The following is a 26,353-nucleotide window of genomic DNA, read 5'->3' as shown; positions in this document are numbered from 1 at the left end:
CCGTCGCCTGGCTGGCCGCTGCCGAAAACCCCAAGCTGGTACAGCGCCACGCCGCCCAGCACCACGGCCACGCCGGCAATACCGCCAATTGTGAGAGCCCCCAGACCCCCGCTTCCAGATGCTTCCGCCATTTCGATCCCTTCGGAAATTGCGGAATGTTGCCTTCCGCTTAGTTGAGCAAACCTACCAATCCCGCTATCACGGGTCAAAACACCAATTGCGTTCCACCTTGAAATTCAACGGAAAGGCTGGCCGATGAGCATCAAATCCGTCTGTGTCTATTGCGGCTCCCGCGCTGGTGTCCTGCCCGCCTATACCCAAGCTGCACAGGATCTCGGCACCGTACTCGCCGAAAACGGGATGCGGCTGGTCTATGGTGCCGGAGATGTGGGACTGATGGGAGAGGTCGCCCGCGCCGCTCAGGCTGCAGGGGCAGAAACCTTCGGCGTGATCCCCGGCCATCTGGAAAAGCGGGAAGTCGGTAAATCCGATGTCAGCACCTATGTCGTCACCGAGACCATGCATGAGCGCAAAAAGGTCATGCTGTGGAACGCCGATGCGGTGGTTCTGCTGCCCGGTGGCGCCGGGTCGCTGGATGAGCTGTTCGAGGCGCTCACCTGGCGCCAGCTAGGCCTGCATGACAAGCCGATCGTGATCCTGAACACTGCAGGCTACTGGGACAAGCTGCGCGACCTGCTGAACCATATCGTCAGCCAGGGTTTTGCCGGTCAGGACACAGCGGATTATCTGATCTGGGCCGACACTCCGGTGGCGGCCATTGCCGCTCTGCGCGACGCCCGCTCCTGACGCAGAGCCGAGAACGAAAACACCGCAACCGCGCTCCAGATCAGTGCAAAGGCGGCGCTGTGCCAGGGGGTGAACGGCTCGGCAAAGACCAGCACCGCCACTAGGAACTGCAGCGTCGGGTTCAGATACTGCAGCACCCCAATGGTGCCCAGCCGCACGCGTTTGGCGGCATAGCTGAACAGGATCAGCGGCAGCCCGGTCAGGATACCGGAAAACGCCAGCATTGCCGCGTCCGCAGTACTGCCCAGGAATCCAGCGCCGCCTGTCAGCCAGATCACCGCCAGCGCCACCGGAAGGATCAGCAGGACCTCGGCCGTGACCGAAACCACCGGGCCCAAAGAAAGCTGTTTTTTAGCAACGCCGTACAGGGCAAAGCTGCCACCAAGAACCAACGGGATCAGAGGCGCCGCCCCCAATCCGAATGACAGCACCGCAACCGCCAGCGCCGCCAACCCGACAGCCGCGCCTTGGGTCCGTGTCAGCCGTTCACTGAACACCAGCCGCCCCAGCAGCACGCTCAGCAAGGGGAAGATGTAATAGCCTAGGCTTGCTTCGGTTGCGTGGCCCGTCTGTACCGACGAAATGAAAACAAACCAGTTGAGCGAGATCATTGCCGTTGCGAGGACCAGAAACATCGCGTTGCGCCTGCTGCTCAGCGCTGTGCCCAAGACGCCGATCCGGCCCTGGAACAGCAGCACGCCCGCAAAGAACAGGAACGACCACAGCGCCCGGTGCGACAGAACCTGCTCTGGCGGCACATGCGACAGAGCCTTGTAATAGATCCCCGACAGGCCCCAGACCAGGCAGGCTGCGATCATTGCCAGAATGCCCTTGCCGGCGTCACTCATCTTTACCTCCCAGCGTCAGCTTCCCGCCGTCAGCCTGTTGTGCGCTATGCGCCCCGGCCGCCCGGCGAAACAAGAAACGCCCGGTCGGATGACCGGGCGTTCCTGAAGTCGATCTGCCTGCAGATTACATCCGCGAGGCGACGTTCTCCCAGTTCACCAGATTGTCCAGGAAGTTGGTCAGATAGGCCGGGCGCTTGTTGCGGAAATCGATGTAGTAGGAGTGTTCCCACACATCGCAGCCCAGAAGAGCAGTCTGGTTGAAGCACAGCGGGTTGACGCCGTTTTCGGTTTTGGTCACGGCCAGCGAGCCATCGGCATTCTTGACCAACCAGGCCCAGCCGGAGCCGAACTGGCCGGCGCCTGCAGCGGAGAACTGCGATTTGAAATCGTCAACCGAGCCGAATGACTCCACCAGCGCCTTTTCCAGCTCGCCTGGCATTGCGCTGTCGCCCGGGCCCATCATTTCCCAGAACTGATTGTGGTTCCACAGCTGTGAGATATTGTTGAAGATACCGTTCTGGGCAACTGAACCGGCGTCATAGGTGCCTTTGATGATTTCTTCCAGCGACTTACCGTCCCACTCGGTACCGGCGATCAGCTTGTTGCCGTTATCGACATAGGCCTTGTGGTGCAGGTCGTGGTGATACTCCAGGGTCTCGGCCGACATGCCTTTGGCGGCCAGGGCGTCGTGTGCATAAGGAAGATCGGGAAGTTCAAAAGCCATTTGGGCCCCCTGTAAAATAAGATTACGTTCCTGATCAGATACATGCTGTGCGGCGGGTTTCAGGTCAAGTGCCAAGGCCCCATTTCCCTGCAAGGTTTATGCGTACAAAAGCTGTCCCTGACCGTTCCGGCTGGCGCGATGCTGACCTCAGTCTCTCCTAACTATACATTTATTGCTGCCGCGCGGCGCGTTGTGAGTTCCCCCCGAAATTCGGACACTGACCTAAGCTGCGATTTGCAGTCAGCTGATCCTCAACACGAAGGAAATCAGTGATGCCAGAACGGAAGCTACATCACCCAGCTTTCAACACTAAGGTCGCGTTGGAAGCGTTGAAGGGCGAGCAGACGGTCTGCGATCTGGCCAATCTGTTCGGCGTTCATCCAGCGATGATCCACCAATGGAAACGGCCTTTGCTTGCAGGTGCATCGGGAGTGTTCGGGCGTGCTGGCCGAAAGACGCCGGAAGTTGACGAAGAACAGGTCAAGGACCTGCACCCGAAGATCGGGGATTGAGCCTTTGTCCGCCATTGGTCCGAGGACAATGGGCGAATGCCGTCGCCAACGGTTTTTTGGCCAGAAAGCTCAATCCCTGGACCGGCAAGTGAGGCGAAAGACGATTGAGCCAAACCTGCATGGTCTATCAGTGGACAAACAATGCGCTTTGCTGTCGATCCCGCGGTCCTCATTTTGCTATGAGCCCAAGGGGAAAAACGAAATGAACCTCGATCTGATGCGCGTGATCGACAAACAGGTTTTTAAAACGGCGTTCTATGGCATGCGGCAGAAGACCTGGCATCTGCGTAATGAAGATCAATTGGTCAATGAGTAGCGTATCCGGCGCCTTATGCGGCTGATGGGCCTAATGCCGATCTACCAGATGCCCAACACCAGCAAGGCGGAGAAGAGCCACAAGGCTTACCCGTATTGGCTACGTGGTCAGCGGGTAGGCCGCCCGGACCAGGCTTGGGCGGCTGCCATAACTTATTTGCCGAAGTGACACGGGTTTCTCTATCTGGCCGCGATCATGGACTGGCACCCCCAGAAGGTCTTGCCCCCCAGTCGTGGTCTATTGGCTGAGAACAGGCAAAACCCAATCCGGTCAGCAGGTACAGAGAGTATCTTAAGTTACGCCGTAAATTATCCAAAGATCAGAGAGTAGCTCATTGTCGTGTCCGTTGACAGCACCCCGGATCGACTGTGTTTTGCTTCATATCAATCACGGCAGCTTTGGTCCGGGCGTTGCCGACAGGAATACCGCTAAGACTCCACCCTAAAGTATAGGAAGTCTCAGTTTTTTTTCGACAGTTGCCGGGACAAGTCAGCCTGCTAGCGTGTGGATATGACCGTCGTTGATCATCGCCGTTCGTGACTGCGCATTCCCCAAGACAAATACTCGCGGTGCTATCCAGCCATTGCTGGTGAAACCTTTTTTCCGCAGCCCTACGAGGTAATGCTTCTTCCTTCCGCCGCTGCGGCGGACGAGGTTGCCAGCAGAATGGGCGCAGCCAGCAGCAATCGTTTCATTCAGGTTGTACCATTCTGCATGCCGCGCATGTGATTCAAGCACGCCAGTACCGATGCGATTGCAATCAATGGATGCACCGCAAACATTACATTGCCCCTTTCAGGATCTGGCAGGCGCCTAGTTCCACCCGACGCGGTTCTGGGCCAACAGTGACAAAGACGCCTCCCTGCGGCATGTCCCCCAACCGCGCGGCGGCTGCATTGTGCTGCCGGCGCGGATTGATTGAATGCTCATCTTCAGGTTTGCAGTGTTCAGCGCGGCCCGGAAGCGCGGCTTTGCCCGTCCGCTGTTCGTCAGCACAGGCAACGACCAGCTAAGCGCATAGGTTGTCGCGCTGCGCTGCGAAACCTTGGCTGATACAGACACCCCAAACGCCGCATCGGTGACCATTGCAGTCGTGAAGTCATCAGAAAATCGCACGTTGATACGACTAGGTATCCATGATGCGCGGGAGATCGGTTTCAGGTTGCATTGAAAGCTGTCTTCCGCCAAGGCGCCCGCCCCGGATAACGTAAAAACCAGTGCTAGAATTCCGCATGCAGGCACGCTCATATGCCGCTCCCTGAAACTTTTTTAAACAGCCGCCCCATCCACCGTGAAAAGGCTTTAAATTCAACCAATTGCAATCAGTTCTAAGGAACGATTCCATGGGTGCTCAAGTGCAAAAAAACGGTGCCCTGGAAGGTCTCCAAGGCACCGTAAATGACGCATCATAGCGTCACAAGCAGAAAGCGAGTTAAAATTTTAGTAAACACCCACTTTACTTTGTGGATGTGCCGCTGTGCTCAGAAGTTTAAACACATATTCGCCAACAGAGCGGAAGCAGACGATGTAAAAACTGCCGTCTTCGTGCAACCAGAAAGCGCCTGCCACTTGCGCCAAGCGCGAGCGGCGGAACTGGCCTGCCTTAAAGGCCGCCGCGTCAAAGTCCACCGGGCTTACTTTGCCCAGCACCTCGCGCGCACCTTCACCCGAAACACGGAAGAAGGCACGGGCGTCAGAGACGTTCACCGCAAGCGCATGCTCGCCGGCCAGTGCCGCGGTCACTTCCGCGGTTTTGGCGACTGCATCCTCATAGGGCACCAGCAGCAGCAGCTCATCCGGCGACATCCAGGCAGCGGCGCCGCTTTCGGCAACCAAGATGCTGCCCTGGTCCGGAACCTCGGCGCCGGTGGCGGCTTTGACAGCCGCCTTCAGCGCGGAAGACCCCAGATCGCCACGCAGGGTGATCATCCCCTGCAGGCCCGCGTCCTCGACCTTGGCCAGGCCGGAGAAATGCGCGCCGTTCAGTACGGAAACAGCCTTAGACATTCTGCTTCTCCCCTTCCTTGTCATAGAAGACCGGATCAACGATCTTGGCCTTGTAGGTCTTGCCGTCAGTGCCCGGGAATTCAACCACTTCGCCCATCCGCTTTGGACCGTGCTTGATCAGTCCCATTGCGATGCCGCGCCCCAAGGTCGCGGAATAGTAGGTTGAGGTCACCCGGCCGATCATGTTGCGTTGGCCGTTAGCATTAACACCTTCACCCAATGCATAGGCGCCGTCCGGCAGCACCGATCCGTCCACTGTCTCCAGGCCGACCAGCTGCCAGCGGTCCGGGTCCGCCATGTGGTTGCGCTGCTGGGCGCGCTTGCCAAGGAAGTCTTCCTTCTTCTTGGAGATCGCCCAATGCAGTCCCAGATCCTGCGGGATCACGGTGCCATCGGTCTCGTCGCCGATCATGATGAAGCCCTTTTCGGCCCGCAGGATGTGCAGGGTCTCGGTGCCGTACGGCATAACGCCGAATTCCTTGCCCGCTTCCATCAGCGCATCCCAGAACGCCTGGCCTTCGGAAGCCGCAACCGCGATCTCGTAGGACAGCTCGCCCGAGAAGGAGATCCGGAAAGCACGGGCATCAAAGCCGCCGATCTGCCCCTCACGCCATTCCATGAACGGCAGCGCCTCTTTCGACAGATCCATGCCCCCGCCAGCCTGCGCGTTCAGTTTCTCCAGCACCTTGCGCGCATTGGGGCCGACCACGGCAACCTGGGCGTACTGCTCAGTCACGTTGGCAACATAGACCTTCATGTCCCACCATTCGGTCTGCAGCCATTCTTCCATGTGGCCATGGATGCTTTCGGCACCGCCGGTGGTGGTGTGGCAAAGGAACGTGTCCTCGTCGATGCGGGCAACAACGCCGTCGTCGATCAGGAAGCCGTTTTCCGAGCACATCAGGCCATAGCGGCATTTGCCGACCTTCAGCGTGGACATCATGTTGGTATAGAGCATGTCCAGGAACTTGCCTGCGTCCGGCCCTTTGACAATCAGCTTGCCCAGGGTCGAGGCGTCCAGCAGGCCGAGGTTTTCGCGGGTATTTTTCACCTCGCGGTTCACCGCGGCATGACGGTCCTCACCCGGTTGGGTGATGGCAAACGGGCGGCGCCACTGGCCAACCGGTTCCCAATCCGCACCGTTCTTGTCCATCCAGTCATAGATCGGCGTCTTGCGCACCGGCTGGAAGATTTCAGCCCGAGCCTCGCCAGCGATCGCACCGATGGAGATCGGGTGGTACGGAGGACGGAAGGTGGTGGTGCCAACCGACGGAATTTCCGAGTTCAGCGAGTCCGCAAGGATCGCCAGACCGTTGATGTTGGACAGTTTGCCCTGGTCGGTAGCCATGCCCAGCGTGGTGTAACGCTTGGTGTGCTCTACGCTTTCGTAGCCTTCGCGCGCAGCCAGCTGCACGTCGGAGACTTTCACGTCGTTCTGGTAGTCAAGCCAGGACTTCATGCGCAGTTTGATGTCCGCCTTGGCCGGCATCAGCCAGACCGCTTCCATCTGAGCTTCTTCTTCGGACACACCCTTGGCAGCCGCCACGGATTTTGCCGGGAAGCCGGCAGCTTCTGCCGCTTTGGCACCGGCAGCTGCAGCGTCTTCCAGCAGCGCACCCAGGCCGAATTCGCCGTTCGCGGCACCAGCCGGCACCACAAATCCCTGACCGCTGTCACCCAGAGGCGGGCGGGAGGCGTCGGGGCGGAAGTTTGCGTTCTTCTCATCCCAGATCAGCTTGCCGCCGCAGTGGGACCACAGGTGGACCACCGGTGACCAGCCGCCGGACATGGCAACCGCGTCTGCTTCGACCTCTTCACGGGCGCCGCCTTCACCGTTCTGGGCGCAGATGGAGACCTGGGTCACGCATTTGCCGTCCTTCACCTTGGCGATGGCACGGCCCAATTCGACCCGGATACCCTTTTCGCGAACGGCTTCCATCAGCGCGCCGCCGCCGGTTTCGCGGGTGTCGACCACACGCACCACTTCGACCCCGGCCTCATGCAGCACCAGTGCGGTGCGGTAGGCGTCGTCGTTGTTGGTGGCAACCACAACCTTCTGGCCCGGGTTCACCCCCCAGTTCACCACATAGTCGCGCATCGAACCGGCCAGCATCACGCCCGGCACGTCGTTGCCCGCAAAGGACAGCGGCCGTTCAATGGCACCGGTTGCGGTGATGATCTGGCTGGCGCGGACCCGCCACAGGCGGTGGCGGGGACCGCCCTGGCCCGGCGCGTGGTCGGTCAGGCGCTCATAGCCCAGGGCATAGCCGTGGTCATAGACGCCTGAACCCATGCAACGGTCGCGCAGGGTGACATTATCCATCGCTTCCAGCTCAGCCAGGGTCTTGGCGATCCAGGCATCAGGGGTTTCACCGTCGATGGTGCCACCATCAACCGGAGCGCGGCCGCCCCAATGGTTGTTCTGCTCAATCACCAGAACCTTGGCGCCGGTGGCCGCTGCCGCCTTGGCCGCCTGCAGGCCGGCAACGCCGCCGCCGATGACCAGCACATCCGCAAAGAAGTAGAAGTGCTCGTAGGTGTCAGCGTCTTTCAGTTCCTTGTCGGGGGCTGCGCCCAGACCTGCGGACTTCCGGATGATCGGCTCATAGACGTGCTTCCACAGCGGGCGCGGGTGGATGAACATCTTGTAATAGAAGCCGGCGGTCAGGAACCGGCTCAGCTTGTTGTTGATCGACAGCACGTCGAACTCAAGGCTCGGCCAATGGTTCTGCGAATTTGCCGACAGTCCCGAAAACAGCTCGGTGGTGGTGGCGCGCTGGTTCGGCTCGTAACGGTCACCGGTTCCCAACTGCATCAGCGCATTGGGCTCTTCCGAACCGGATGCAACAACACCACGGGGGCGGTGGTATTTGAACGAGCGGCCCATCATCACCTGGCCGTTAGCCAAAAGAGCGGAGGCCAGGGTATCGCCGGCAAATCCCTTCATGGATTTGCCATTGAAAGTGAAGGCGATCTGTTTGGAGCGGTCGATCAGCCGGCCGTGCTTGGCAAGACGCGTGCTCATGTGCGCAGACCTTTCAAAGGAAAAGCAGGTGTTTCAGTCAGGCGGCGGATCATTTCTGACCGTCCGAGAATTCGCGCCAGGTCCAGCCCGGGCGTTTGGCAGTGATCTTGTCCATGATCTCCTGCGTCGGCACGCTGGTCTGGGCAGTGTAGGTGCCAAAGACCTCCAGCGTCATGGTGCAGCGGGCAGCGTGGAACCACTTTCCGCAGCCATTGGCATGGCGCCAGCGTTCAAAATGCACGCCTTTGGGGTTTTCGCGCATGAACAGGTAGTCATGAAACTCATCATCCGAGGAGCCGGGGCCAAAGCGCTTCAGATGCGCTTCACCGCCCGCGGCCAGTTCGGTTTCTTCGGCTTTGACGCCGCAATAGGGGCATTCAAGGATCAGCATGGTGCTTGCTCCGTAAAATTGAATTTTGCAGCGTTAGTGCGCCACACCGGCAGCGACGCTCTCGTCGATGAACTTGCCTTCCTTGAAGCGCATCATCGAGAACTCCTCGGTCAGCGGCGAATGGCCGGTGGCCATCAGTTCCGCCATTGCCCAGCCCGAGCCCGGGATCGACTTGAAGCCGCCGGTGCCCCAGCCGCAGTTGACAAAGCAGTTCTGCACCGGGGTTTTCGAGATAATGGGTGAGCGGTCGCCGGTCACATCCACAATCCCGCCCCACTGGCGCAGCATCTTCAGACGGCTGACCATCGGGAAGGTTTCGACCAGTGCGCGCACGGTTTCCTCGATATGGTGGAACGAGCCGCGCTGGGTGTAGTTGTTGAACCCGTCGGTTCCGCCGCCAATGACCATCTCGCCCTTATCGGACTGGGACATATAACCGTGCACGGTGTTGGCCATCACAACCACATCCATGCAGGGTTTGATCGGCTCGGAAACCATCGCCTGCAGGGCTACGGATTCCATCGGCAGACGGAAACCCGCCATTTCCGAAAGGACCGAAGCATTGCCTGCAACCAGCATCCCCAGCTTGTCGCAATCAATCGGGCCTTTGGTGGTGTCGACACCTACAGCGCGGCCGTTCTCGGTGCGCACGCCGGTGACTTCGCATTTCTGGATGATGTCCATGCCCATGTCGGAACAGGCGCGTGCATAGCCCCAGGCCACCGCATCGTGACGGGCGGTGCCGCCGCGTTCCTGCCACAAGCCGCCCAGAACCGGGTAACGGGGGCCGTGCAGATTGATGATCGGCACCAGTTCCTTCACCCGCTCCGGGCTGATCCACTCGGTCGGAACGCCCTGCTGCAGGTTGGCGTGCGCCGTCCGCTTGTAGCCGCGGATCTCATGCTCGGTCTGGGCCAGCATGATCACGCCGCGCGGGCTGAACATCACGTTATAGTTCAGATCCTGCGACATCGTCTCATAGAGGCTGCGCGCCTTTTCATAGATCGCAGCGGACGGATCCTGCAGGTAGTTCGAGCGGATGATGGTGGTGTTCCGGCCGGTATTGCCGCCCCCCAGCCAGCCTTTCTCGATAATTGCGACATTGGTGATGCCGAAATTCTTGCCCAAGTAATAGGCAGTGGCAAGGCCATGCCCGCCAGCCCCGACGATGACAACATCGTAATGGCGCTTGGGTTCAGGCGAGCGCCAGGCGCGCTCCCATCCGGTGTGATAGCGCAGGGCTTCCCGCGCGACGGCAAAAGCTGAATAGCGTTTCATAAGCGAATCCGATGGTTCGTGTCTGCTAGCGGGTATGCCTGAAACGCATGGCAGACCAGTGCCGTTTATCGTCCCCTTTCTGCGCTATTGCGACATATGCAGCGATCGCATTCCGACAGGCGGTGTCCGGGCGCGGCAGTTTGACCCTTTTGTTCGCCCGCCCCCGGATATAGATGAACACCAAACCACGGAGACGGCATGATTTTCTGGACAGTCACCGCCCTGATCGCGTTCTCGGCAGCCTTTTTGCTGGCTATGATCCTTATTCGCGCCCGCACTGCGGGTGAACCCGCCGCGGCCTACGACTTGCGCGTCTACCGCCAGCAACTGCGGGAGGTGGACAGGGATCTTGCCCGCGGCGTCATCAACGCAGGCGACGCCGAACGGATCCGCACTGAGATTTCCCGCCGCATTCTGGCCGCCGACGCGCAGATGCAACAAGCGCAGTCAGGCCGCTCGCAGCCCCGGACCCTGTCGCTGGTCACTGGAACAGCCACGGCGCTGCTGATCACTGGCGGCACCCTGGGCATTTACTGGCAGCTGGGTGCGCCCGGTTATGGCGATCTGGGCTTGAAGGACCGTATCCAGATGGCGGGCGAACGCGCCGAAAACCGCCCTTCACAATCCGAAGCTGAAGCCGAAGTGCCCGCCCTGCCCAAGCCCCAGGTTGAAGAAGGCTACGTTAAACTGGTGGAGCAGCTGCGCAAAACCGCGGGCCAGCGCGACACCGACGCCCAGGGCCAGGCCCTGCTGGCCCAGCACGAGGCCAACCTCGGCAACTTCAAGGCCGCCTATGCCGCCAAGACCAACTACATCCGGCTGGCGGAGGGCCAGGTCAACGCCCGCGACTTCACGGAGCTGGCCGAGCTGAAAATCATGGCTGCCGCCGGCTATGTCTCTCCCGAGGCCCAGACCGACCTGCAAAAGGCACGCGCTATTGATCCCGCACACGGGCCGGCCCGCTATTACTGGGGCCTGATGCTGGGTCAGATCGGCCGCCCGGACCTCGCCTACCGCGAATGGGCTGCAACCCTGCGTGACGGCCCGGCGGAAGCCCCCTGGATCAAGGGCATCCAGGGCCAGATCGAGGAGATGGCCTTCCGCGCAGGTGTTGAATACCAGCCGATCCCCCCCGGCGGCGGCATCGCCCCCGCCCTGCCCGGCCCCAGCGTCGAAGATATGGCGGATGCCAGCGGGCTCAGCCCCGAAGACCGGCAGGAGATGATCCGCGGCATGGTCACCCGCCTGTCCGACCGGCTCGCATCCGAAGGCGGCTCGGCAGAGGAATGGGCCCGGCTGATCGGCGCCCTCTCGGTGCTCGGCGACAGCGCACGTGCCCGCACCGTCTATGACGAAGCCCGCGGCGCCTTTGCCGCCGACCAGGACGCACTGGTGCTGTTGGAAACCATCGCCGCCCAGACAGGGATTGCAGAATGATCCACGACGTTTTCGAAGAATTTGCCGCTGCCCTGCCGCCGATGAGCGCGCTGATCGGGCTGGATCTCGGCACCAAGACCATCGGTGTTGCCGTTTCCGACCGCATAGGCGCGGTAGCGACTCCGCTGGAAACCGTGAAGCGCAAGAAGTTCTCAGCCGACGCCGCCCGCCTCCTGGAGATCACCCAGGCACGCGACATCAGCGGCATCCTGCTGGGCCTGCCGCGCAACATGGATGGAAGCGAAGGCCCCCGCTGCCAATCCACCCGTGCCTTTGCCCGAAATCTGGGGCAGCTCACTGATCTCCCAATCAGTTTCTGGGACGAGCGTCTCAGCACCGTAGCGGCAGAAAAAGCGCTTCTTGAGGCAGATACGACACGCAAACGCCGCGCAGAGGTTATCGACCACGTCGCGGCCTCCTATATCCTCCAGGGTGCATTGGACCGGATGCGGCATTTGAAGAACGGGTGAATGATGACTGACGACGTATGGAAACGGGATGAGATTCAGTCCCCCTGCATCAAGATCTGCGTCGTCCACCCCGAGGCGCGCATCTGCACCGGCTGCTACCGCTCTATCGACGAAATCCGCGACTGGTCGAAAATGTCGAACGAGGAACGCGCCGGCATCATGAATGACCTGCCCGCCCGCGCCAGCAAACTGGTCAAGCGCCGCGGCGGCCGCAGTGCTAGGTTGAAACGCAGCTAACGCGGCGCGTGGCAGGGTAAGGCTCTGCAAATCTTGCCGAATATTTCCTGCCCCATTTTGAAGATGTGCGCCCTGTCGATGGAGCGCTATCCGGAGCTGGTTCCAGTTTTAGCACTAAAGGGCGCGGCACGTTACAACCATCTGAAATCGCGCCAAAACCACTCAAACGAGACAGCTTGCGGTCATGTCCTTCGCGGAGGTGTAACAGCGGGTATCGCCCTTGATTGCGTCCGCGCCCGCCAGGGGGCGCCGTAGGGCGCCATCAAGGGCGCGGCGGTCATCGGGGAATTTCCGGCAGTTCGGGTTGCTAAAGCAAACCTGGACCGAAGGAAAACCCCGATGACCAAACCCATGATGGACCTGAGAGAGCTGGTGGAGAAGAATGCAGATGCTGATCTGCTGCGTGAGAGGATCGGTTTTCGCCGCCGAACAGTTGATGGAGCTGGCGGCGGGCGCGAAAACCGGCGCCGGCTGTCATCAGGAGATCCCGAAGTGCAAAGCGCAAAGGAATGGCTATCCCGAACGGGACTGGCGGACGCGGGCTGGAGACATGGAACCGCCCCCCCCCAGGACTGCGCACTGGCAGCTACTTTCCCTCCTTCCTGGAGCCACGGCGAGCGGCGGAGAAGGCCCGGACCACGGTCATCCAGGAGGCCTATGTCCACGGCGTCTCGACCCGCCCTATGGACGCGACCTATCTCAAGGTCCGGCAGGGCGGCCGTATCGTGTCTGTTGCCGACACCATCGCTGTTGGCGTCTTCATGAACGGCCGCCGCGAGGTCCTGGGCATGGCCATCGGCCCGTCCTAGGCCGAAATCTTCTGGACCGAGTTTCTACGGAATGTGGTGCGGAGCGGACTGTGCGGCGTGAAGCTCTTCATCAGCGATGTCCACGAAGGCATCAAGGCCTCGGTCGCGCGGGTGCTGAAACTCTCCGGTCTTATGGATGAGGCTGAAGAAGACTGCGCGCCTACATGACGTTTCCTCCGCAGCATCGGACGAAATTGCATTCCAAGAATCCGATTGAACGTTTGAACGGAAGGATCAAGCGGAGGACCGGCGTCGCCGGTATCTTACCCAACGAGGCTGCCAAACACCGTCTCGCCGGCGCCATCCTCATGGAGCGGACCGAGGAATGGACCGAGCAGCATGCGCGATACATAACGCTGGAAACCTTGGCGCCGGTCAGCGATGATCCTGTCATCAGCCTGCCTGCAACTCTGACAGAATGATCTGCCCGGCTCGCCAATAGCGCCAGGCCAGCCATGAGCTACACCACTGCACGGGACATGATCGGCAAACGCGGTGTCCCGACGATTGGTTTAGCTTCTGCTTTTAGTGCGGACCCAGCGGCGTCTTCGCGAAGCGAAGCCCGCGCGGATCGCTTGGCGGCCACGAATGTTCTTCGGCTAAGGTATGGTTCACCGGCCTAACTTTGAGCAAGGACAGCCTATCAGAGATTGCGGCGCTTCATGCACTTGCGTCGGAGATGCCCGACACTCACTGGCTGGCCGGGATGCCCGCGTTCGCTGGCTGTCTCATGGGGCTGGATGCGGCCAGCTCTGCAGAGTCAGGGCGCACGGCCGCATGGCCGAGCGGATGAACCGCCGCGACGGTTACTGGTCCCGAGGCTGGGAGACGCGCGCCGGATCGGTCGGCGTGAAGTACCTAAAACTGCGCAAGGCTCCCTGTTTCCCCTTGCTTTTGAAGCCCCGCGGGGCGGCGGAGAAGGCGATGACTGTGGTAATTCAGAAGGTGCCCGCTTAGGGCCTCTCAACACATTCGGTGCAGGATCTGGTCAAAGCCGTGGGGATGACCAGCAGGGTCAAGAGGCATTTGTCAGATACCGTAATGGGGCCTGGCCCGAAACTGCGCCGTTGTGGCTTGCTGAAGGTTTGGCGTTGAGGTGTCGTTGACCTTGCTACAAATATCGCCAAAGAGGATTCCCTGTGTGAAACCTGACGGTTAAGTCAGACACATACCGAAGCCTTCTCCGTCCCGCTGCCGCACGACCAACTGGTCCAGCTGCACCGCCACGCTGCGCATTTGAGGCGCGCCGTCAACCTGAACAAGCGCCGCGGCGGCCGCAGTGCAAGGTTAAAGCGCAGCTAACGCAGCGCACGGCGGGGTAAGGCTCTGTAAATCATGCGGAATAAGCACTGACCCAATGTTTCGCGCGCGAAACATTCAGGCAGGAATGCTGACCTATCCACAAAGGGCGCGCCTCCGGCTTGTTCCGGGCATACAGACACAATCTAGTTTCGGGAAATGACCTTCTTCACGTCATAGACTACGGCTCCTGCTAGCACAGGCAGAAATAACCACACCATACTTGGGACAAGGTATCTCGATTTACTTTGAAGATAGTAATCCGGCTCGTAAACTACGTAGTAAACCAAACCAATTTCTACAGCTGCGGCAAAGAAAACGAGCTTCGCAAGCCACGGCAGCCCACCCTTGATCTTCAGGTATTCAGCAAACCCAGCCTGGCTTGGCATCGATAACCTTACTTCTACAATTCGCCTAACGCCGGCGCGAGGACCCCGCGCACTTTCACCATGCTTAGCAGGCGGCTGATTGCTGCTGCAAGAGACAACAATCCTACCCCTCCGCCAGCCACCCATTGGTCCAATCTGCCAGCTCCGGGCGGAAATAGGCGATCATGCGGCCCTCTTCCGGCGCGTATGCCCCCTCGCCACAGGGCGCAACCCCATGCAGGCACAGCCGGTGCATCAGATAGGACTCACCGGGCTTGGCATGCACGGTGATCCGCGGGCAGGTCTCAAACACTTCGGCACGCGCAGCGGTATAGGCACCGGTCACATCAACATCCGCCCAGTCCGCCTGCGCCACGCCCTCAAACGCGGCGGCAAAGGCGCGGCGCATGATCCTGTGGCTGCCCTCCCAGATCACCAGCGGCGCGGCATCGGGGCTGCTTTCGTTCAGCGGGATGCCCAGCACCCAGGCATGCGGCTCCTCCACCTTGCGGCGGCGGTGCACGCCATAGATTTTCACCCCGTCCACATGCGCCGCATCGCGCTTGACGCGGTAGCGGAAGGCGGCCTCGCCCTCGCCCGGACGCGGGCGCGGGTAGCCTGGAAACACCGAGGACACCTGCGCCCGGTGCAGCTCCGGAACGGGGCCGATGTGCCTGGTGATGAAGTCCACCGGCGCGCCGGACAAGGGCGGTCCGCCGGACAGACGGCCCGCGGCATCATTGGGCAGGGCATCAACGCCAATGAACCACGTGCGCTCACATTGGAACCACTCAGCGCAGGCCGGGTCGTCCAGCGCGGCCACTCCGTGCGTCAGAGCATCCGCCGCCCAGGCCGCGACCTGCGGGTCATGGCCGAACCGCACCCAGCCCCTGTCCTGATACTGTGCAAACGGATCTTGCATGACGCCCCCTCAATGTCCAAATGCCTTGCGCAGCATATTGAGCGCCACCAGCACCAGAAAGGCCCCGAACACCCGTTTCAGCGGTTTCGGGTCCATCGCGTGGGCCAGCTTCACCCCCCAGGGCGCGGTTATCAGCGTCATTGCTATCACAATGAAAAACGCCACCAGATTAACCGCTCCGATGGTGAACGGAGGCCGCACGGCAGGGTCCAAATCCAGCAGCAGGAAGCCAGCAACTGACGGCACCGCAATGATCACGCCAAAGCCGGCAGCCGTCGCCACCGCGCGGTGCACCGGCACCCCGTGCAGAGTCATCAGCGGCACGCCAAAACTGCCGCCGCCAATGCCCATCAGTACCGACAGAAACCCGACCGCGGGCGACAACGCCAGCCGCTTAACACCCTTGGGCATCGCCTCAGCCAGCCGCCAGTTCGCGCGGCCCAGACCCAGATAGCAGCCAATCACCAGCGCCAATCCGCCAAACACGCCTTGCAGCACGGATGAACGCAAAGAGGATGCTGCCAGCACCCCGGCAATGGCCCCCAGCGCAATGCCGATGCCCCAGCCGCGCAGAATCTGCCAATCCACCGCGCCCTTCTTGTTGTGGCTCAGGACTGATCGCACAGAGGTCACAATAATTGTCGCCAAAGAAGTCGCCAGACACATCTGCATAAGCTGATCGCCGCCATAGCCAAGGGTCTGAAAGGCATAGAAAAACGCCGGCACCAGGACGATACCGCCGCCAACACCCAGAAGTCCCGCCAGCATCCCGGCGAATGCGCCGATCACCAGCAGCAGCCCCGCCATCTGCATCAGCAATGCAGGCTCCGGCCACAGGGCGGCAGTCATGGCAGGATCAGTCATGCGGGGCACCTCCGACTTGGCTTCACCGGCAAAGGGTTAGCGGTCGGAAACTGATTGCACAAGCCGATAGCCTGCGATGCGCCGCGTCACGCGGCCGCGCGATCCGCCACCTGCGCCAGGGCCTGCTCCACCAGTTCCGGCCCGGCTCCTGCTCGGCAGGCGCCCTCAGAGAGCGTCCGCCGCCACTGCCGCGCGCCCGGCTTGCCGGCAAACAGTCCGAGCATATGCCGGGTGATCTGGTTCAGCTTGGCCCCTTCGCCCAGCCGCGCCTCGATATACGGCAGCATTTGCCGCACGGCCTGGCAAGGCTCACTAACACTGCCGGTCCCGTAGATCTCCGGATCTGCGGCGCAAAGAACATCGGCAGGCTGGTGATATGCCGCACGCCCCACCATCACACCATCAAGGCCCCGGTCCAGATGCGTCTTGGCCTCAGACAGCGTGGCAATACCGCCGTTTATCGAGATATGCAGATCCGGGAATGCGGCTTTCATCTTATGCACCAGATCATAATCCAAGGGCGGGATATCGCGGTTTTCCTTGGGGCTCAGCCCCTGCAGCCAGGCCTTGCGTGCGTGAATCGTCACCCGTCGGCAGCCCGCCGACCGGATCTTGTCCAGGAAGTCCGGCAGCACCTTTTCCGGCTCCTGATCATCAACACCGATCCGGCATTTAACGGTAACCGCGGCCTTTACGGCTTCACGCATGGCAGCGACGCAATCCGCCACCAGTTCCGGCGTCTGCATCAGCACCGCGCCAAAGGCGCCCGATTGCACCCGGTCACTTGGACATCCGCAGTTGAGGTTGATCTCGTCATAGCCCGCTTCCGCCCCCAGCCGGGCGGCCTCTGCCAGCTCTACCGGGTCCGAACCGCCCAGCTGCAAGGCTACCGGATGCTCGTCGGTGTGAAACTCAAGCAAGTGCAGCGCCCCGCCCCGCACCAGCGCAGGCGCGGTCACCATTTCTGTGTAAAGCAGCGTCTCCCGGCTCAGCAGCCGGTGCAAAAACCTGCAATCGGATGTCGTCCAATCCATCATCGGTGCAATGGATAGGCGTGCCGCCCGCCTAACCTCGGAAAAACCTGATTTTTCTTGGTTTTTCGAATCCATCATCTTCACCGTTTTCCTCGTTTTGGCCCGATTTAGCCCCGTTTTTGGATGCGGTGCTACAGAATGTAGCACCGACGGCGCCGTGTAGCACTTTTTTCGCCCCAAGTTCCAGCACTCCGGTTCGAGCACTGCCGGGCTGCCATCCTCCTCCATCAGTTCTGCCCTATTCGGCTCGATCCCCCCCGATTCGGGTTTCAAACCCAGTCAAACCCGCTTCCCAAAAATTCAAACGATCAGATGTCCCGGCCATGGAAAACCCGTGACTGAAAGGAAATCCCATGGGAACTATAACAGAACGCCTCAAGACCAATGGCAAACCGAGCTTCACCGCCCAGATCCGCAAGAAGAAAAACGGCAAGGTCATCCTCAACCTGGTCGAGACATTTGCATCGGAACAAGCTGCAAAAAGCTGGTTGAAACGTCGTGAAGACGCATTGATAAAGCCGGGCGGCCTGGAGCGCGCCGTGAATACAAAGGCACGCAAAAGCGTTGCTGATTGCATCAGCGACTACATCGATACCTCCCTGGAAGGTTTCGGCAAATCCAAGTCCCAGATGCTGAGCTTTTTTCAGCGACTGAATTTTGGCGCGTCTGCCATTGAAGATCTTTTAGCACGGGATTTCGTGAAAATCGCAATCGAGCTTCTGTCCGGGCTTCAAGCACGCCCCGTTGATCCGCGAAAGGACACAACCGCACATTACACGTTCAAACCTCGCGAACCGCAAAAGGTCAATGGATACATAGTGACCTTGGGCATGCTCATCCGTTTTGGTGGGCCAACCTGTGGCGTCACAATGCCGCGTGCTGAATTCGAGGAGGCCATGCGCACCCTTCAACATCAGAAGATCGTTACGAAATCAGCGCAACGAACCCGCAGACCCACTTTCGATGAGCTCGACCTTTTGATGTACCATTTCGTCAACGGATACCGCGAAAATCCCCGAATGGTCCCCATGCACAAAATCGTGGCGGCAGCTATCTTCGAAACCCGTCGCCAGGGAGCCATTCTGTCGCAATCCTGGGCGGACTATGACCTGGAGAATGAAGAGATCACCATTCGCGACATGAAGCACCCCAGACAGACCCAGGGAAACGATGTGACTTTGTCCCTTCAGGAAGAAGCACGGGCGATCATCGAGTCCATGCCTCGCACTGACGGCAGGATTTTTCCCTACAACAGCGATGTAGTCAGCCGGCGGTTCACCTATGCATGTAAACTTCTCGGGATCGAAGACCTGCATTTCCACGACTTACGCCATGAGGGAATTTCCCGCTTGTTCGAGATGGGGCTGACCATTCCCCAGGTTGCGCAGATCTCGGGTCATCAATCCTGGCAATGTCTCAAGCGCTACACGCAGATCAAACAGCGGGGTGATAAGTATGAAGGCTGGAATTGGTGGGCTGTGGTGACATCCTAAATAGGATTCTCTGACCGCTTTCGCGCCAGCCAAGGCTCGCAAGCGGATCAGATGTTCACTTAAATGACATCACTTCCCAGTCACCTGGCGAGGAGTTCACCAAAGCGGCATAAGGATAGGTTTTCATAATTAGCTCAAATTCGCCCATAACACATATCAAGACATTTTCGACTGATGCACAAAAATCCAAACTTGATTGGAGGCGATTGGGTTGCATGACATGTCGATTTCTAGGCTCAGGATGCATTGATTTCCGGTGGGTGGCGTGATTCACGGTTCGAAAAATGAGCGGTGATATGTCTGATCTTTTCTGGCTGACGGACGCGCAGATGGCCCGTCTTGAGCCTTATTTTCCGAAGTCCGACGGCAAGCCGCGTGTTGATGACCGGCGTGTTCTGAGCGGAATTATCTTCATCAATCGCAATGGCTTGCGCTGGCGTGATGCTCCCAAAGATTACGGCCCGCACAAAACGCTCTACAGCCGATGGAAGCGTTGGAGCGAGAAAGGCATCTTTGCGCGGATGATGGTCGGGCTGGCTGCCGAACACGGCGAAGAGAAGACCGTGATGATCGACGCGACCTACCTGAAGGCGCATAGGACTGCGACCAGCATGGCCGCTAAAAAAGGGGGCGCGGTCGCCTGATCGGTCGCACCAAGGGCGGCATGAACACCAAACTGCACGCAATCTGCGACAGCTTGGGACGACCGATCAACCTGTTCATCACCGCCGGGCAGGTCAGCGACTATACCGGAGCGCGGGCGCTGCTCAGCAGCCTGCCGAACGTCAATTGGCTGCTCGGGGATCGCGGCTATGACGCTGATTGGTTCAGAGAAGCGTTGCAGGACAAGGGGATACGCGCCTGCATTCCCGGCCGAAAGCAGCGGAAGACGCCGGTCAAATACGACAAGCGCCGCTACAAGCGGCGAAACCGCATCGAGATCATATTCGGCAGGCTCAAGGACTGGAGGCGCGTGGCAACCCGCTATGACCGTTGTCCTAAAGTCTTCCTCTCAGCCATCGCCCTCGCGGCAACCGTCATCTACTGGTTATGAATCCTGACCCTAAAGATCGCCGCACTAAACGCAGGTGGGATGCCCAATATGCCCATCCAGCGCCTTGGCCGGTTCAAAACGAAATAGACCAGAACGGCAGCAGTAACCGGCATCAGGAAATCGCTCACCCAAACGATCGTCTAAATTGATAGAAAAAATCAAACCGAGATTCCGGCGAATCGAGTTCCGCGAATGACAGTGATCATGACCACGTTCATCAATGGGTGTTTCGTCTTCTTCGCCGGACATCTAACTGCCTTTATCACCACTTATTGAAACAACCGCCTCCATTGGAAAATGATCAGAACCTATGTTCCGCTTACGTTGAAATGAGATCAGGTTAATGCCTTGCGTGAGGTACAGTTGATCAATCGGGAACTTCAAGACCGGGTGATTGGCGTCAAAGCTTGACAACATACCGCGACCGACACGGGGATCGAGAAAGTTTCCGTGATGCTTGAAGCGTTTGGCGGTCCATGACCAGGCGACGTCGTTAAAGTCACCCATCGCGATGACCGGCAAGTCCGAGTGTTTTGTCAGCGTGGCGGCACGCCTGATCTGGGCATCCCTTTCTTCAGTATCATTGCCCGGAACCGGTGGGCGGGGATGCAACCCGATGAAGTGAAAACCGGCGCCGTCCGCCCCCCGCATTTCAGCAAGCAGGGTTGGGGTGTTGTCCTCCGCAAGAAAGACGATTTGGGCGTCAATGACCTCAATATTTGTCGCGAATACCACCCCGTAATGGTTCTCTAAAGGATGGGTCACCACCGTTTTATAACTGGCAAGTGTACTTTCCAGTGCCTGAACCCATTGCGCATTCGTTTCCATCAGGAATAAAACATCAGGAAAATCCTCCTCAATCAAAGCGATCAGTCGTTCATACTCTCTATTCTGCATGAGCACGTTAGCCGCCAGAAACGAAATTGCCGGCTTGTTCGTTCTTGTCGACATTTCAATTTCCACTGACGCCAGAGGTGTATAGGGTAAGATCATTCTACCCTGATACGCAGCGCAAACGACAAGAATCAGGACGATGACAATAGACTGAGTTCGAAGAAGCAACGCAGCGATGAGGGCCAGCGACACCGAGATGACGAAGATGTGCGCGCGAGGAAAATCCCACATCCTGACCCACCACTCACGCGATCCGGAAAGCGGCAAGACGGTGACGGTAAGAACACTTAACGTCGCAAGCCAGATCAGGACTTTGAGGACTTTTAAAAGCAACGTGCAAGCCTTTCAGATCGAATTTCACGGATGCCGCGCGTCTCAAGCTATCGTTTCAGCAGCGCAACTCTCCAGTTTCTGAACTTGAAGAACAAATAGAATAGATCGCCAAGCAGGAGCATTGCGGCGATCGATTATCCATAGCCGTGTTGAGTGCCATGCGCGCGATTGTGCGTCTGTGAGCGCTGCAGACATGGCAATTGCAGCACAGCCAGACAGCCGGAAAAACAACGGCAGCATCGCCGACACCTTGAACGGAGCCACGGTTCGTATCCAAGCCGAAGCGCACATTCATTGCGGGAGAACAAAATCTGCCGCCCTGAAGATTTGATACGCTTTCCAGATTCTGTATATCACGCGGCATGACAACGATCATTTCTTTGCGGCAATATAAACGGCGTGACAATGCCCGGGCATACACGCGAAAAGCGACAGAAGAAAGTAGAGCAAGTAATGGTTCCGCAGCGCAAACGTCGTGAATACGTCGAGCGGCGGAATGATCACGGGCGGAATTAAGCGAATAAGGTCCATTTCTTGCTCCTTTTGTCACTTGCCCAATGCTGCGACCAGTTTCACGCTCTGTGGGCTTCCCCCAATTTGTCCGCCTTTACGGCGTCGCGATTGCCCATCTCCCGATCCTTGCCCACTGTTGTGTCGTAACGCGTCTGCGCCTCCATCTCGGCGTTCAGTTCAGCACCAAGAAGGATGACGAACGCAGATATCCAGAACCACATCAGCAATACGACTATACCCGCAAGCGAGCCGAAGCTTTCGTTATAGGATCCGAAGTTACCGACGTAGAAGGCGAACCCGGCAGAACCAAAAATCCAAAACACACAGGCAGCGACTGCGCCGGGTGATACCCACTGAAACTCAGCAGCATCCCGCGAGGGTGCGTAGCGATACAAGACAGCCAACCCGAAAAGAGTAAGCAGAATGAGCAAAATCCAGACCCCGACCGTCACCAGCGCTTCGTTCATCCACCCCGCATCAAAATAGGCGATGATCGACGGTACGGCCAAGGTTGCCGCGAGCCCAAGCACCAGCCCGACCATCAGAAAAACCGTAAGAGCCAAAGTGACGGCGGTTTTCAGGATGAACCCGCGCGTCTCTTTCTCGTCATAGGCAACATTCATACCTTCAATCAGACTCGCCATTCCCTTGGAGGCTGAATAAATGGCAACCAGCAGGCCAATGACCGCGGCCAGACCCAATCCACCCTCGCGCGACCCTGCAACCTTGGTTGCCTGATCGCTGATGATTGTCATCACTTCATCCGGGACGATCCCCGAGAAGGCCGAAAGCTGATCGACGATTTGATTAGGTTCAATCAGAATGCCTCCGATCGCGAGAACCGCAGTGATGGCCGGAAAAAGCGCAAGCAGGCCATAGAAGGCAACACCTGCCGCAATCAATCCGATGTGATCCTCTGCGATTTCATCCTTCAACCGGAACGCAATGTCTTTCCAGCCTGGTGCAGGAATTTCACTTGGATTGGTTGCCGTTCGTCCGCGTGCCATGCTTTCCTCCACCATGCGAATTTGGGTGCGTACCGTGAAAATCGGTCACCGATCGATTTCGGTATGCTCTCATGTGTAGTCCAACCCCCCGAACGCCAATATGGTTCCGGTATGGTCCCGAATAATTGCTTTTGCCTGGCCAGTCCGAGCTCTGCAGGGGATCCCGAATAGAGCCAGTCAGCGACCGTTCCTGCGGGATGCAAAGGCGTGTCTGTTGCACAACACGGACTGAGTACACATAGTGAACACACAGTTAAACACACCCTAGAATCAAAACTGGCAATCCTCAGTGACGCGGCAAAATACGACGCATTGTGTACGTCGTCCGGACCGACCAAACGTGATACGCGCGACGGCTAAAGGCTGGGGTCCAATGAAGGCAGCGGGATTTGCCATTCCTATGCGCCGGACGGTCACTGCATCTCGCTGCTAAAAATACAGATGACAAACTTTTGCATCTATGATTGCGAAAATTGCGTGAACCGTGTGTCGTTGAATGTGCCGCGTGCACGCTTCAATGTCGAGGAAGTCCTGAAACTGACGATCGAATTTTATCGCCGCAACTATATCGAAGGACTTTTCCTGTCGCCCGGGATCATATGCTCGCTTGACGCGACGATGTCAGACATGGTGCAGATCGCACACAAATTGCGGCATTAAGAAAATTTCCGCGGCTATGTCCTCCTGAAAACCATTCCCATTGCCGCGCCTGAGCTGATTAAAGAAGCGGGCCTGTTGGCCGACGGGTTACCGATAAATGTTGAGCTTCCGACCTATGCAGCTGTGATGCAGCTCGCCCCCGAAATGGAGCTCAGCCAGATCCGAAAGAGTATGGCCCATGGTCGCCTTCAATGGAAAGCAAGCGGCGATAGGCGGCCTGCTCTCAGGATCGTTGTCAAGCCTTTGTTTCATGACCTTTTCCTCCGGCAGGACTGGATACGGACGGCTGGAGATGCACAGGGTGGGAGACGGAACTGAGACGACGGTTGAGCAAGCTCTCATGCGCGGTCTGGCTACCGCATTACCGTGGTTTCGTCCTGGGGCTGCCTCGCTCTAGATAGCGAGCGTCGGCTCGGCCGGCTCATAACAGGGCTCGAGGGTTCCCTACCGCATTCCGCCCCCGACCCTCTGCATCGGAGGTAGCAGTTTGGCCGTTAACTTGCGGGGACGTCACAGGCCGGCGCTGGAGCGTCCTCGCATGAAATAACCCAAATGAACCCGACCATTTCCCGCGCGACCGCGGTTGGCCAGCATCACGCCATCGCGACGGTCTGTCTTTACCCGGTCTCCAACCTTCATTGGCACCAGAGAGGGCGCATCCACGTCACAGGCATGGGCGGGCCCGGTAATCTCCCGGTGCAGGCCATATCCGCACGGACCCGCTTCATAGCAGAAATGCAGCTGCCAGGCTGTTCAACTGAGCCTCTCGACGAGCTTGCCGTTATGATCGGGCCGGTTGGGAACGTTTCCCCAGGCCGATGTATACGATGAGCCGCGAGCGCGTGGTAATAGCCGGCCGCTTCTGCGGCGCGTCGGGTTGCGCCGAGCGCGCGAATCCGCAGGTGCCGTGCCGCCCGCCGCTCCCGCTTTTGTCACTGGCAAGGGAGGCGCGCATGCGACGCGTGATCAAGGCGACCGGAAACTGCATGGCAGTGTCCCGGATCCTGTCGCCCCATGTGAATCTGGTGGTGATTGCCAAGCCGCTTCAGGTCGAGGCAATCGCCCATGCCCATGTGAAGACCGGCAAGGTCGGTGCAGGCACATTGGCCAGCCTGTATGCGGCCGGTTGCCTGCCGGAAATCCGGCCCCCGGATGCAGCCACAGAAGGGATGCGCAGGCTTGTCGCGCGCCGCTATCAGGTTGTCCGGCACCGGACCCGGGTCAAGAGCGAGGTGCATGCCATCCTGCCCCGCGCATCTGATCCCCAAATGCCCGCATGCCGATCTCTTCAACAAGCGCGGCCGCGACTGGCTGAACGGCCAGCCGGTGCCGGAGGACGAACGGGCAGCGATTGCGCGTCATATCCGGGAGCCGGCCCGGCTCGGGGCAGATCTCGCCCAACTCGGCCGCGACATCGCCCAGGACGCGCTGGAGGACGAACCGTTCCGGAGGTTGCTGGCTATTACGGGCGTCAATCCGACGGTGGCTTCCGGGCTGATGGCGGCGATCATCAGCATCGCCCGGTTCGCCTCTCCCCAGAAACTGGTGAGCTATTTCGGGCTGAACCCGCGGGGGCGCCAACCCGGTTTGGAGCCCGCCCAACATAGCCGGATCAGCAAGGCCGGGCGCAGCCATGCCCGCGCGATGCTGGCCGGGGCAGCCTGGGCCGGGGCAAAGGCACTGGCTCCGCTCCACGCCTTCTTTGTCCGGATCCGGGCCCACCGCGGCCACCAGATCTCCGCCGTTGCCGAGGCGCGAAAGCTCGCCACGCTCTGCTGGCACATGCTGACAAAAGCCAAGGACTATCGCTGGGTCCGGCCTAGCCTGCTCGCGCACAAGCGCCGCCCCGGCCTTAACGGCCGTGCAGACCGCCTTCAGAGTCGCGGCGCCGGCCTTGCGGTCCTTGTCGCTGGCAACGCTCATGGAATGGCGCAGCAGATAAACGGGACAGGTCTGGACCTGGGTTTCGGGGGAAGGCCGCCTTGATGGCTTAAAGTACGCTCTTAAGCCGGTCCACGGCGGAGATCAGGATGTCCTAAAACCTGCGGTTGCGCAGACCGCCCGGCACCTTGCCCCCCTCATTGGCCTGGAACCATAAGCCCAGAACGTCCCGTGCCCCGTCCGGCAGGTTGCCAGGGCCACGAAGGCCGCTGTGTTAGTGACTGCGCCGTCGCTGCGGATATTGACCCTGATGGAGGCCATGAAGACGACCGGATAGCAGGGCCCCAGGGAGCGGTTCTGCCAGACCGTTACCTCTTGCATCACGGTGCCGGTGATCGCCGGAAACAAGCTGAGAGACGCTTTAAAGCCGTAGATCTCCTCGATATGGCCCGTTCGCCATTGTGCTCGAACCGATGACTCACTTTCCCGGGCCGTCAAGCCGCGGGCGTACATTCTCCCTCCCGGGACATTGCTGCGCAATTCCCTGCCGGGCAGTGGATGATCTTGGTGCCGAACTCCGGAAAGCGGCACTGATACTTAGCGACCCAAACCGGGTCAAAGATCCCGTCCCGGTCGTGCGGAATGTCAGAACCACCTTGCTAGAGTCCGTCGCCACAGTCTTCTGGTTGCTGCCATTGCGGCAATTGGCGGGCTGGTTTCGGCCTTCAGGCGGCTCCTTCGCGCTCTTCTCTGAGATGTACGTCCAACTCGGTGCTCAGCGCACGTTCCGCAAGCACCTTGGTCAGTTGGGAAAGGATGCCCCCCTTGCCAAAAAAGTCGCCGGGCGAACGCCCTTCCATAAGCCGGTCCAGCTGGTCTTTGACTATGCTCACACTTGGATCTCCTCAGAATTGAGCGCCCCCGCCAGGACACAAAACTCAGGATAGTGCCCCGCTAGGGCCGTTCACGATCTCGGACACCACCATCAGGAGAACTCAGGACATCTCGAGCAACCGTTTTCAGCGATAGCAAGATGGAAAACCAATCCCAATAGCGCGCTCGCATGGAAAACCAACAGTGCAATTAACCAGGAACTGCGGCCACAGATGTTTTAGCGGGATATCGTCATCAACTCCACAGAAACATACTGCTCTGCATTGAACCGTAAGC

At 59.3% G+C, this 26,353-nt stretch carries 28 protein-coding genes and 4 pseudogenes; 13 read left to right on the top strand and 19 right to left on the bottom strand.

What is annotated here, in order from left to right; translation table 11 throughout:
- Window positions 1–255 precede the first annotated feature (255 nt).
- Window positions 256–807, top strand: coding sequence for an LOG family protein (locus METH_RS07540; protein WP_024089847.1), 552 nt, complete (start codon window positions 256–258; stop codon window positions 805–807).
- Here the strand turns inward: METH_RS07540 and rarD are convergent.
- On the bottom strand, window positions 744–1,655 hold the full coding sequence (rarD, locus tag METH_RS07535; protein WP_024089846.1) for an EamA family transporter RarD: 912 nt from the start codon (window positions 1,653–1,655) through the stop codon (window positions 744–746). The two genes, METH_RS07540 and rarD, sit on opposite strands and share 64 nt — an antisense overlap.
- A gap of 124 nt (window positions 1,656–1,779) precedes the next feature.
- Window positions 1,780–2,379: a superoxide dismutase gene (locus tag METH_RS07530; RefSeq protein WP_024089845.1), complete on the bottom strand. Its 600-nt coding sequence runs from the start codon at window positions 2,377–2,379 to the stop codon at window positions 1,780–1,782.
- 272 nt (window positions 2,380–2,651) lie between these two features.
- On the opposite strand from METH_RS07530, the gene METH_RS07525 reads away from it, so the two are divergent.
- Both METH_RS07525 and METH_RS23840 read left to right on the top strand, forming a co-directional pair.
- Entirely contained in the window at window positions 2,652–2,891 is a 240-nt protein-coding gene (locus METH_RS07525; protein ID WP_052348683.1) for a transposase, read from the top strand.
- 28 nt (window positions 2,892–2,919) lie between these two features.
- The gene (locus tag METH_RS23840) at window positions 2,920–3,207 is read left to right on the top strand and encodes a hypothetical protein (RefSeq protein ID WP_156927461.1); all 288 of its coding nucleotides are present in this window, start codon (window positions 2,920–2,922) and stop codon (window positions 3,205–3,207) included.
- Window positions 3,208–3,696: 489 nt separating this feature from the next.
- On the opposite strand, the gene METH_RS23835 is transcribed toward METH_RS23840, so the two are convergent.
- The 6 genes from METH_RS23835 to METH_RS07495 form a co-directional block, all read right to left on the bottom strand.
- Entirely contained in the window at window positions 3,697–3,945 is a 249-nt protein-coding gene (locus tag METH_RS23835; RefSeq protein ID WP_156927460.1) for a hypothetical protein, read from the bottom strand.
- A gap of 75 nt (window positions 3,946–4,020) precedes the next feature.
- Complete coding sequence (locus METH_RS07515; protein ID WP_044008359.1) at window positions 4,021–4,455, bottom strand: hypothetical protein; 435 nt, start codon at window positions 4,453–4,455, stop codon at window positions 4,021–4,023.
- A 192-nt stretch (window positions 4,456–4,647) separates the two neighbouring features.
- A complete protein-coding gene (locus METH_RS07510) occupies window positions 4,648–5,214 on the bottom strand; it encodes a sarcosine oxidase subunit gamma (RefSeq protein ID WP_024089841.1) in 567 nt (188 codons plus the stop codon).
- The gene (locus tag METH_RS07505; RefSeq protein ID WP_024089840.1) at window positions 5,207–8,239 is read right to left on the bottom strand and encodes a sarcosine oxidase subunit alpha family protein; all 3,033 of its coding nucleotides are present in this window, start codon (window positions 8,237–8,239) and stop codon (window positions 5,207–5,209) included. Before METH_RS07505 ends, METH_RS07510 begins: the two co-directional genes overlap by 8 nt.
- Before the next feature lie 49 nt (window positions 8,240–8,288).
- Complete coding sequence (locus METH_RS07500) at window positions 8,289–8,630, bottom strand: sarcosine oxidase subunit delta (protein ID WP_024089839.1); 342 nt, start codon at window positions 8,628–8,630, stop codon at window positions 8,289–8,291.
- Window positions 8,631–8,663: 33 nt separating this feature from the next.
- Window positions 8,664–9,908 (bottom strand): sarcosine oxidase subunit beta family protein, encoded by a 1,245-nt coding sequence (locus tag METH_RS07495; protein WP_024089838.1) that lies wholly within the window; start codon window positions 9,906–9,908, stop codon window positions 8,664–8,666.
- A gap of 198 nt (window positions 9,909–10,106) precedes the next feature.
- Between METH_RS07495 and ccmI the strand changes: the two genes are divergently transcribed.
- The 5 genes and pseudogenes from ccmI to METH_RS25365 all read left to right on the top strand — a co-directional run bounded on the left by ccmI (window position 10,107) and on the right by METH_RS25365 (window position 13,818).
- A complete protein-coding gene (ccmI, locus tag METH_RS07490; RefSeq protein ID WP_024089837.1) occupies window positions 10,107–11,345 on the top strand; it encodes a c-type cytochrome biogenesis protein CcmI in 1,239 nt (412 codons plus the stop codon).
- Complete coding sequence (gene ruvX / locus METH_RS07485) at window positions 11,342–11,815, top strand: Holliday junction resolvase RuvX (RefSeq protein ID WP_024089836.1); 474 nt, start codon at window positions 11,342–11,344, stop codon at window positions 11,813–11,815. Before ccmI ends, ruvX begins: the two co-directional genes overlap by 4 nt.
- Window positions 11,816–11,818: 3 nt before the next feature.
- The gene (locus METH_RS07480) at window positions 11,819–12,052 is read left to right on the top strand and encodes a DUF1289 domain-containing protein (RefSeq protein ID WP_024089835.1); all 234 of its coding nucleotides are present in this window, start codon (window positions 11,819–11,821) and stop codon (window positions 12,050–12,052) included.
- A gap of 339 nt (window positions 12,053–12,391) precedes the next feature.
- Window positions 12,392–13,283, top strand: a pseudogene (locus METH_RS07475) (transposase).
- 184 nt (window positions 13,284–13,467) lie between these two features.
- Window positions 13,468–13,818 (top strand): transposase, encoded by a 351-nt coding sequence (locus METH_RS25365; protein WP_156927459.1) that lies wholly within the window; start codon window positions 13,468–13,470, stop codon window positions 13,816–13,818.
- Window positions 13,819–14,652: 834 nt separating this feature from the next.
- On the opposite strand, the gene METH_RS07460 is transcribed toward METH_RS25365, so the two are convergent.
- The 3 genes from METH_RS07460 to dusA all read right to left on the bottom strand — a co-directional run bounded on the left by METH_RS07460 (window position 14,653) and on the right by dusA (window position 17,426).
- Window positions 14,653–15,450 (bottom strand): hypothetical protein, encoded by a 798-nt coding sequence (locus METH_RS07460; protein WP_024089831.1) that lies wholly within the window; start codon window positions 15,448–15,450, stop codon window positions 14,653–14,655.
- A gap of 9 nt (window positions 15,451–15,459) precedes the next feature.
- The gene (locus tag METH_RS07455; protein WP_024089830.1) at window positions 15,460–16,314 is read right to left on the bottom strand and encodes a sulfite exporter TauE/SafE family protein; all 855 of its coding nucleotides are present in this window, start codon (window positions 16,312–16,314) and stop codon (window positions 15,460–15,462) included.
- A gap of 86 nt (window positions 16,315–16,400) precedes the next feature.
- Window positions 16,401–17,426, bottom strand: coding sequence for a tRNA dihydrouridine(20/20a) synthase DusA (dusA, locus tag METH_RS07450; protein WP_156927458.1), 1,026 nt, complete (start codon window positions 17,424–17,426; stop codon window positions 16,401–16,403).
- A 275-nt stretch (window positions 17,427–17,701) separates the two neighbouring features.
- On the opposite strand from dusA, the gene METH_RS24750 reads away from it, so the two are divergent.
- Together METH_RS24750 and METH_RS23080 are read left to right on the top strand one after the other, a co-directional pair.
- Window positions 17,702–18,841 carry a site-specific integrase gene (locus tag METH_RS24750; RefSeq protein ID WP_024089828.1) on the top strand — a complete coding sequence of 380 codons (1,140 nt, stop codon included), beginning with the start codon at window positions 17,702–17,704 and terminating at the stop codon, window positions 18,839–18,841.
- 296 nt (window positions 18,842–19,137) lie between these two features.
- A protein-coding gene (locus tag METH_RS23080; RefSeq protein WP_156927457.1) for an IS5 family transposase occupies window positions 19,138–19,895 on the top strand; the annotation gives its coding sequence in 2 pieces (ribosomal slippage) (window positions 19,138–19,474 and window positions 19,474–19,895; 759 coding nt in all).
- Window positions 19,896–19,919: 24 nt separating this feature from the next.
- On the opposite strand, the gene METH_RS23825 is transcribed toward METH_RS23080, so the two are convergent.
- The 5 genes from METH_RS23825 to METH_RS07425 form a co-directional block, all read right to left on the bottom strand.
- The gene (locus METH_RS23825) at window positions 19,920–20,144 is read right to left on the bottom strand and encodes a hypothetical protein (RefSeq protein WP_156927456.1); all 225 of its coding nucleotides are present in this window, start codon (window positions 20,142–20,144) and stop codon (window positions 19,920–19,922) included.
- Window positions 20,145–21,122 carry an endonuclease/exonuclease/phosphatase family protein gene (locus METH_RS07430; RefSeq protein WP_024089826.1) on the bottom strand — a complete coding sequence of 326 codons (978 nt, stop codon included), beginning with the start codon at window positions 21,120–21,122 and terminating at the stop codon, window positions 20,145–20,147.
- A 55-nt stretch (window positions 21,123–21,177) separates the two neighbouring features.
- Window positions 21,178–21,417: a hypothetical protein gene (locus METH_RS25360; RefSeq protein WP_425412329.1), complete on the bottom strand. Its 240-nt coding sequence runs from the start codon at window positions 21,415–21,417 to the stop codon at window positions 21,178–21,180.
- Window positions 21,418–21,494: 77 nt separating this feature from the next.
- Window positions 21,495–21,653 carry a YqaE/Pmp3 family membrane protein gene (locus METH_RS23075; protein WP_024089825.1) on the bottom strand — a complete coding sequence of 53 codons (159 nt, stop codon included), beginning with the start codon at window positions 21,651–21,653 and terminating at the stop codon, window positions 21,495–21,497.
- 41 nt (window positions 21,654–21,694) lie between these two features.
- Window positions 21,695–22,642: a YihY/virulence factor BrkB family protein gene (locus METH_RS07425; protein ID WP_024089824.1), complete on the bottom strand. Its 948-nt coding sequence runs from the start codon at window positions 22,640–22,642 to the stop codon at window positions 21,695–21,697.
- A gap of 228 nt (window positions 22,643–22,870) precedes the next feature.
- Between METH_RS07425 and METH_RS24745 the strand changes: the two are divergent.
- Window positions 22,871–23,515 (top strand): annotated as a pseudogene (locus METH_RS24745) (radical SAM protein); the annotation flags it as partial.
- Between the two features lie 372 nt (window positions 23,516–23,887).
- On the opposite strand, the pseudogene METH_RS24740 reads toward METH_RS24745, so the two are convergent.
- Window positions 23,888–24,043: pseudogene (locus METH_RS24740) on the bottom strand (IS110 family transposase); the annotation flags it as partial.
- 77 nt (window positions 24,044–24,120) lie between these two features.
- Between METH_RS24740 and METH_RS25530 the strand changes: the two are divergent.
- Window positions 24,121–24,495 (top strand): annotated as a pseudogene (locus tag METH_RS25530) (hypothetical protein); the annotation flags it as partial.
- 43 nt (window positions 24,496–24,538) lie between these two features.
- The gene (locus tag METH_RS07415; protein ID WP_197538827.1) at window positions 24,539–25,288 is read left to right on the top strand and encodes a transposase; all 750 of its coding nucleotides are present in this window, start codon (window positions 24,539–24,541) and stop codon (window positions 25,286–25,288) included.
- Between the two features lie 39 nt (window positions 25,289–25,327).
- Here METH_RS07415 and METH_RS22620 read toward each other — a convergent pair whose 3' ends face one another.
- Window positions 25,328–25,696: a transposase gene (locus tag METH_RS22620; RefSeq protein ID WP_024089821.1), complete on the bottom strand. Its 369-nt coding sequence runs from the start codon at window positions 25,694–25,696 to the stop codon at window positions 25,328–25,330.
- A 212-nt stretch (window positions 25,697–25,908) separates the two neighbouring features.
- Window positions 25,909–26,076, bottom strand: a complete 168-nt coding sequence (locus METH_RS23815) for a hypothetical protein (RefSeq protein WP_024089820.1) — start codon at window positions 26,074–26,076, stop codon at window positions 25,909–25,911.
- Window positions 26,077–26,353 lie beyond the last annotated feature (277 nt).

Origin of the sequence: Leisingera methylohalidivorans DSM 14336, assembly GCF_000511355.1 — a bacterium.
Classification (GTDB): domain Bacteria; phylum Pseudomonadota; class Alphaproteobacteria; order Rhodobacterales; family Rhodobacteraceae; genus Leisingera; species Leisingera methylohalidivorans.
The sequence above is the reverse complement of the archived record's forward strand: the minus strand, read 5'-3'. Positions and strand labels throughout refer to the sequence as shown.

Excerpts from the sequence above, each read along its gene's own strand:
- METH_RS07540 (WP_024089847.1), top strand. The coding sequence starts at position 256 with ATGAGCATCAAATCCGTCTGTGTCTATTGCGGCTCCCGCGCTGGTGTC.
- rarD (WP_024089846.1), bottom strand. The coding sequence starts at position 1,655 with ATGAGTGACGCCGGCAAGGGCATTCTGGCAATGATCGCAGCCTGCCTG.
- METH_RS07530 (WP_024089845.1), bottom strand. The coding sequence starts at position 2,379 with ATGGCTTTTGAACTTCCCGATCTTCCTTATGCACACGACGCCCTGGCC.
- METH_RS07525 (WP_052348683.1), top strand. The coding sequence starts at position 2,652 with ATGCCAGAACGGAAGCTACATCACCCAGCTTTCAACACTAAGGTCGCG.
- METH_RS23840 (WP_156927461.1), top strand. The coding sequence starts at position 2,920 with ATGGGCGAATGCCGTCGCCAACGGTTTTTTGGCCAGAAAGCTCAATCC.
- METH_RS07515 (WP_044008359.1), bottom strand. The coding sequence starts at position 4,455 with ATGAGCGTGCCTGCATGCGGAATTCTAGCACTGGTTTTTACGTTATCC.
- METH_RS07510 (WP_024089841.1), bottom strand. The coding sequence starts at position 5,214 with ATGTCTAAGGCTGTTTCCGTACTGAACGGCGCGCATTTCTCCGGCCTG.
- METH_RS07505 (WP_024089840.1), bottom strand. The coding sequence starts at position 8,239 with ATGAGCACGCGTCTTGCCAAGCACGGCCGGCTGATCGACCGCTCCAAA.
- METH_RS07500 (WP_024089839.1), bottom strand. The coding sequence starts at position 8,630 with ATGCTGATCCTTGAATGCCCCTATTGCGGCGTCAAAGCCGAAGAAACC.
- METH_RS07495 (WP_024089838.1), bottom strand. The coding sequence starts at position 9,908 with ATGAAACGCTATTCAGCTTTTGCCGTCGCGCGGGAAGCCCTGCGCTAT.
- ccmI (WP_024089837.1), top strand. The coding sequence starts at position 10,107 with ATGATTTTCTGGACAGTCACCGCCCTGATCGCGTTCTCGGCAGCCTTT.
- ruvX (WP_024089836.1), top strand. The coding sequence starts at position 11,342 with ATGATCCACGACGTTTTCGAAGAATTTGCCGCTGCCCTGCCGCCGATG.
- METH_RS07480 (WP_024089835.1), top strand. The coding sequence starts at position 11,819 with ATGACTGACGACGTATGGAAACGGGATGAGATTCAGTCCCCCTGCATC.
- METH_RS25365 (WP_156927459.1), top strand. The coding sequence starts at position 13,468 with ATGGTTCACCGGCCTAACTTTGAGCAAGGACAGCCTATCAGAGATTGC.
- METH_RS07460 (WP_024089831.1), bottom strand. The coding sequence starts at position 15,450 with ATGCAAGATCCGTTTGCACAGTATCAGGACAGGGGCTGGGTGCGGTTC.
- METH_RS07455 (WP_024089830.1), bottom strand. The coding sequence starts at position 16,314 with ATGACTGATCCTGCCATGACTGCCGCCCTGTGGCCGGAGCCTGCATTG.
- dusA (WP_156927458.1), bottom strand. The coding sequence starts at position 17,426 with ATGATGGATTCGAAAAACCAAGAAAAATCAGGTTTTTCCGAGGTTAGG.
- METH_RS24750 (WP_024089828.1), top strand. The coding sequence starts at position 17,702 with ATGGGAACTATAACAGAACGCCTCAAGACCAATGGCAAACCGAGCTTC.
- METH_RS23825 (WP_156927456.1), bottom strand. The coding sequence starts at position 20,144 with ATGTCCGGCGAAGAAGACGAAACACCCATTGATGAACGTGGTCATGAT.
- METH_RS25360 (WP_425412329.1), bottom strand. The coding sequence starts at position 21,417 with ATGAATGTGCGCTTCGGCTTGGATACGAACCGTGGCTCCGTTCAAGGT.
- METH_RS23075 (WP_024089825.1), bottom strand. The coding sequence starts at position 21,653 with ATGGACCTTATTCGCTTAATTCCGCCCGTGATCATTCCGCCGCTCGAC.
- METH_RS07425 (WP_024089824.1), bottom strand. The coding sequence starts at position 22,642 with ATGGCACGCGGACGAACGGCAACCAATCCAAGTGAAATTCCTGCACCA.
- METH_RS07415 (WP_197538827.1), top strand. The coding sequence starts at position 24,539 with ATGCCATCCTGCCCCGCGCATCTGATCCCCAAATGCCCGCATGCCGAT.
- METH_RS22620 (WP_024089821.1), bottom strand. The coding sequence starts at position 25,696 with ATGTACGCCCGCGGCTTGACGGCCCGGGAAAGTGAGTCATCGGTTCGA.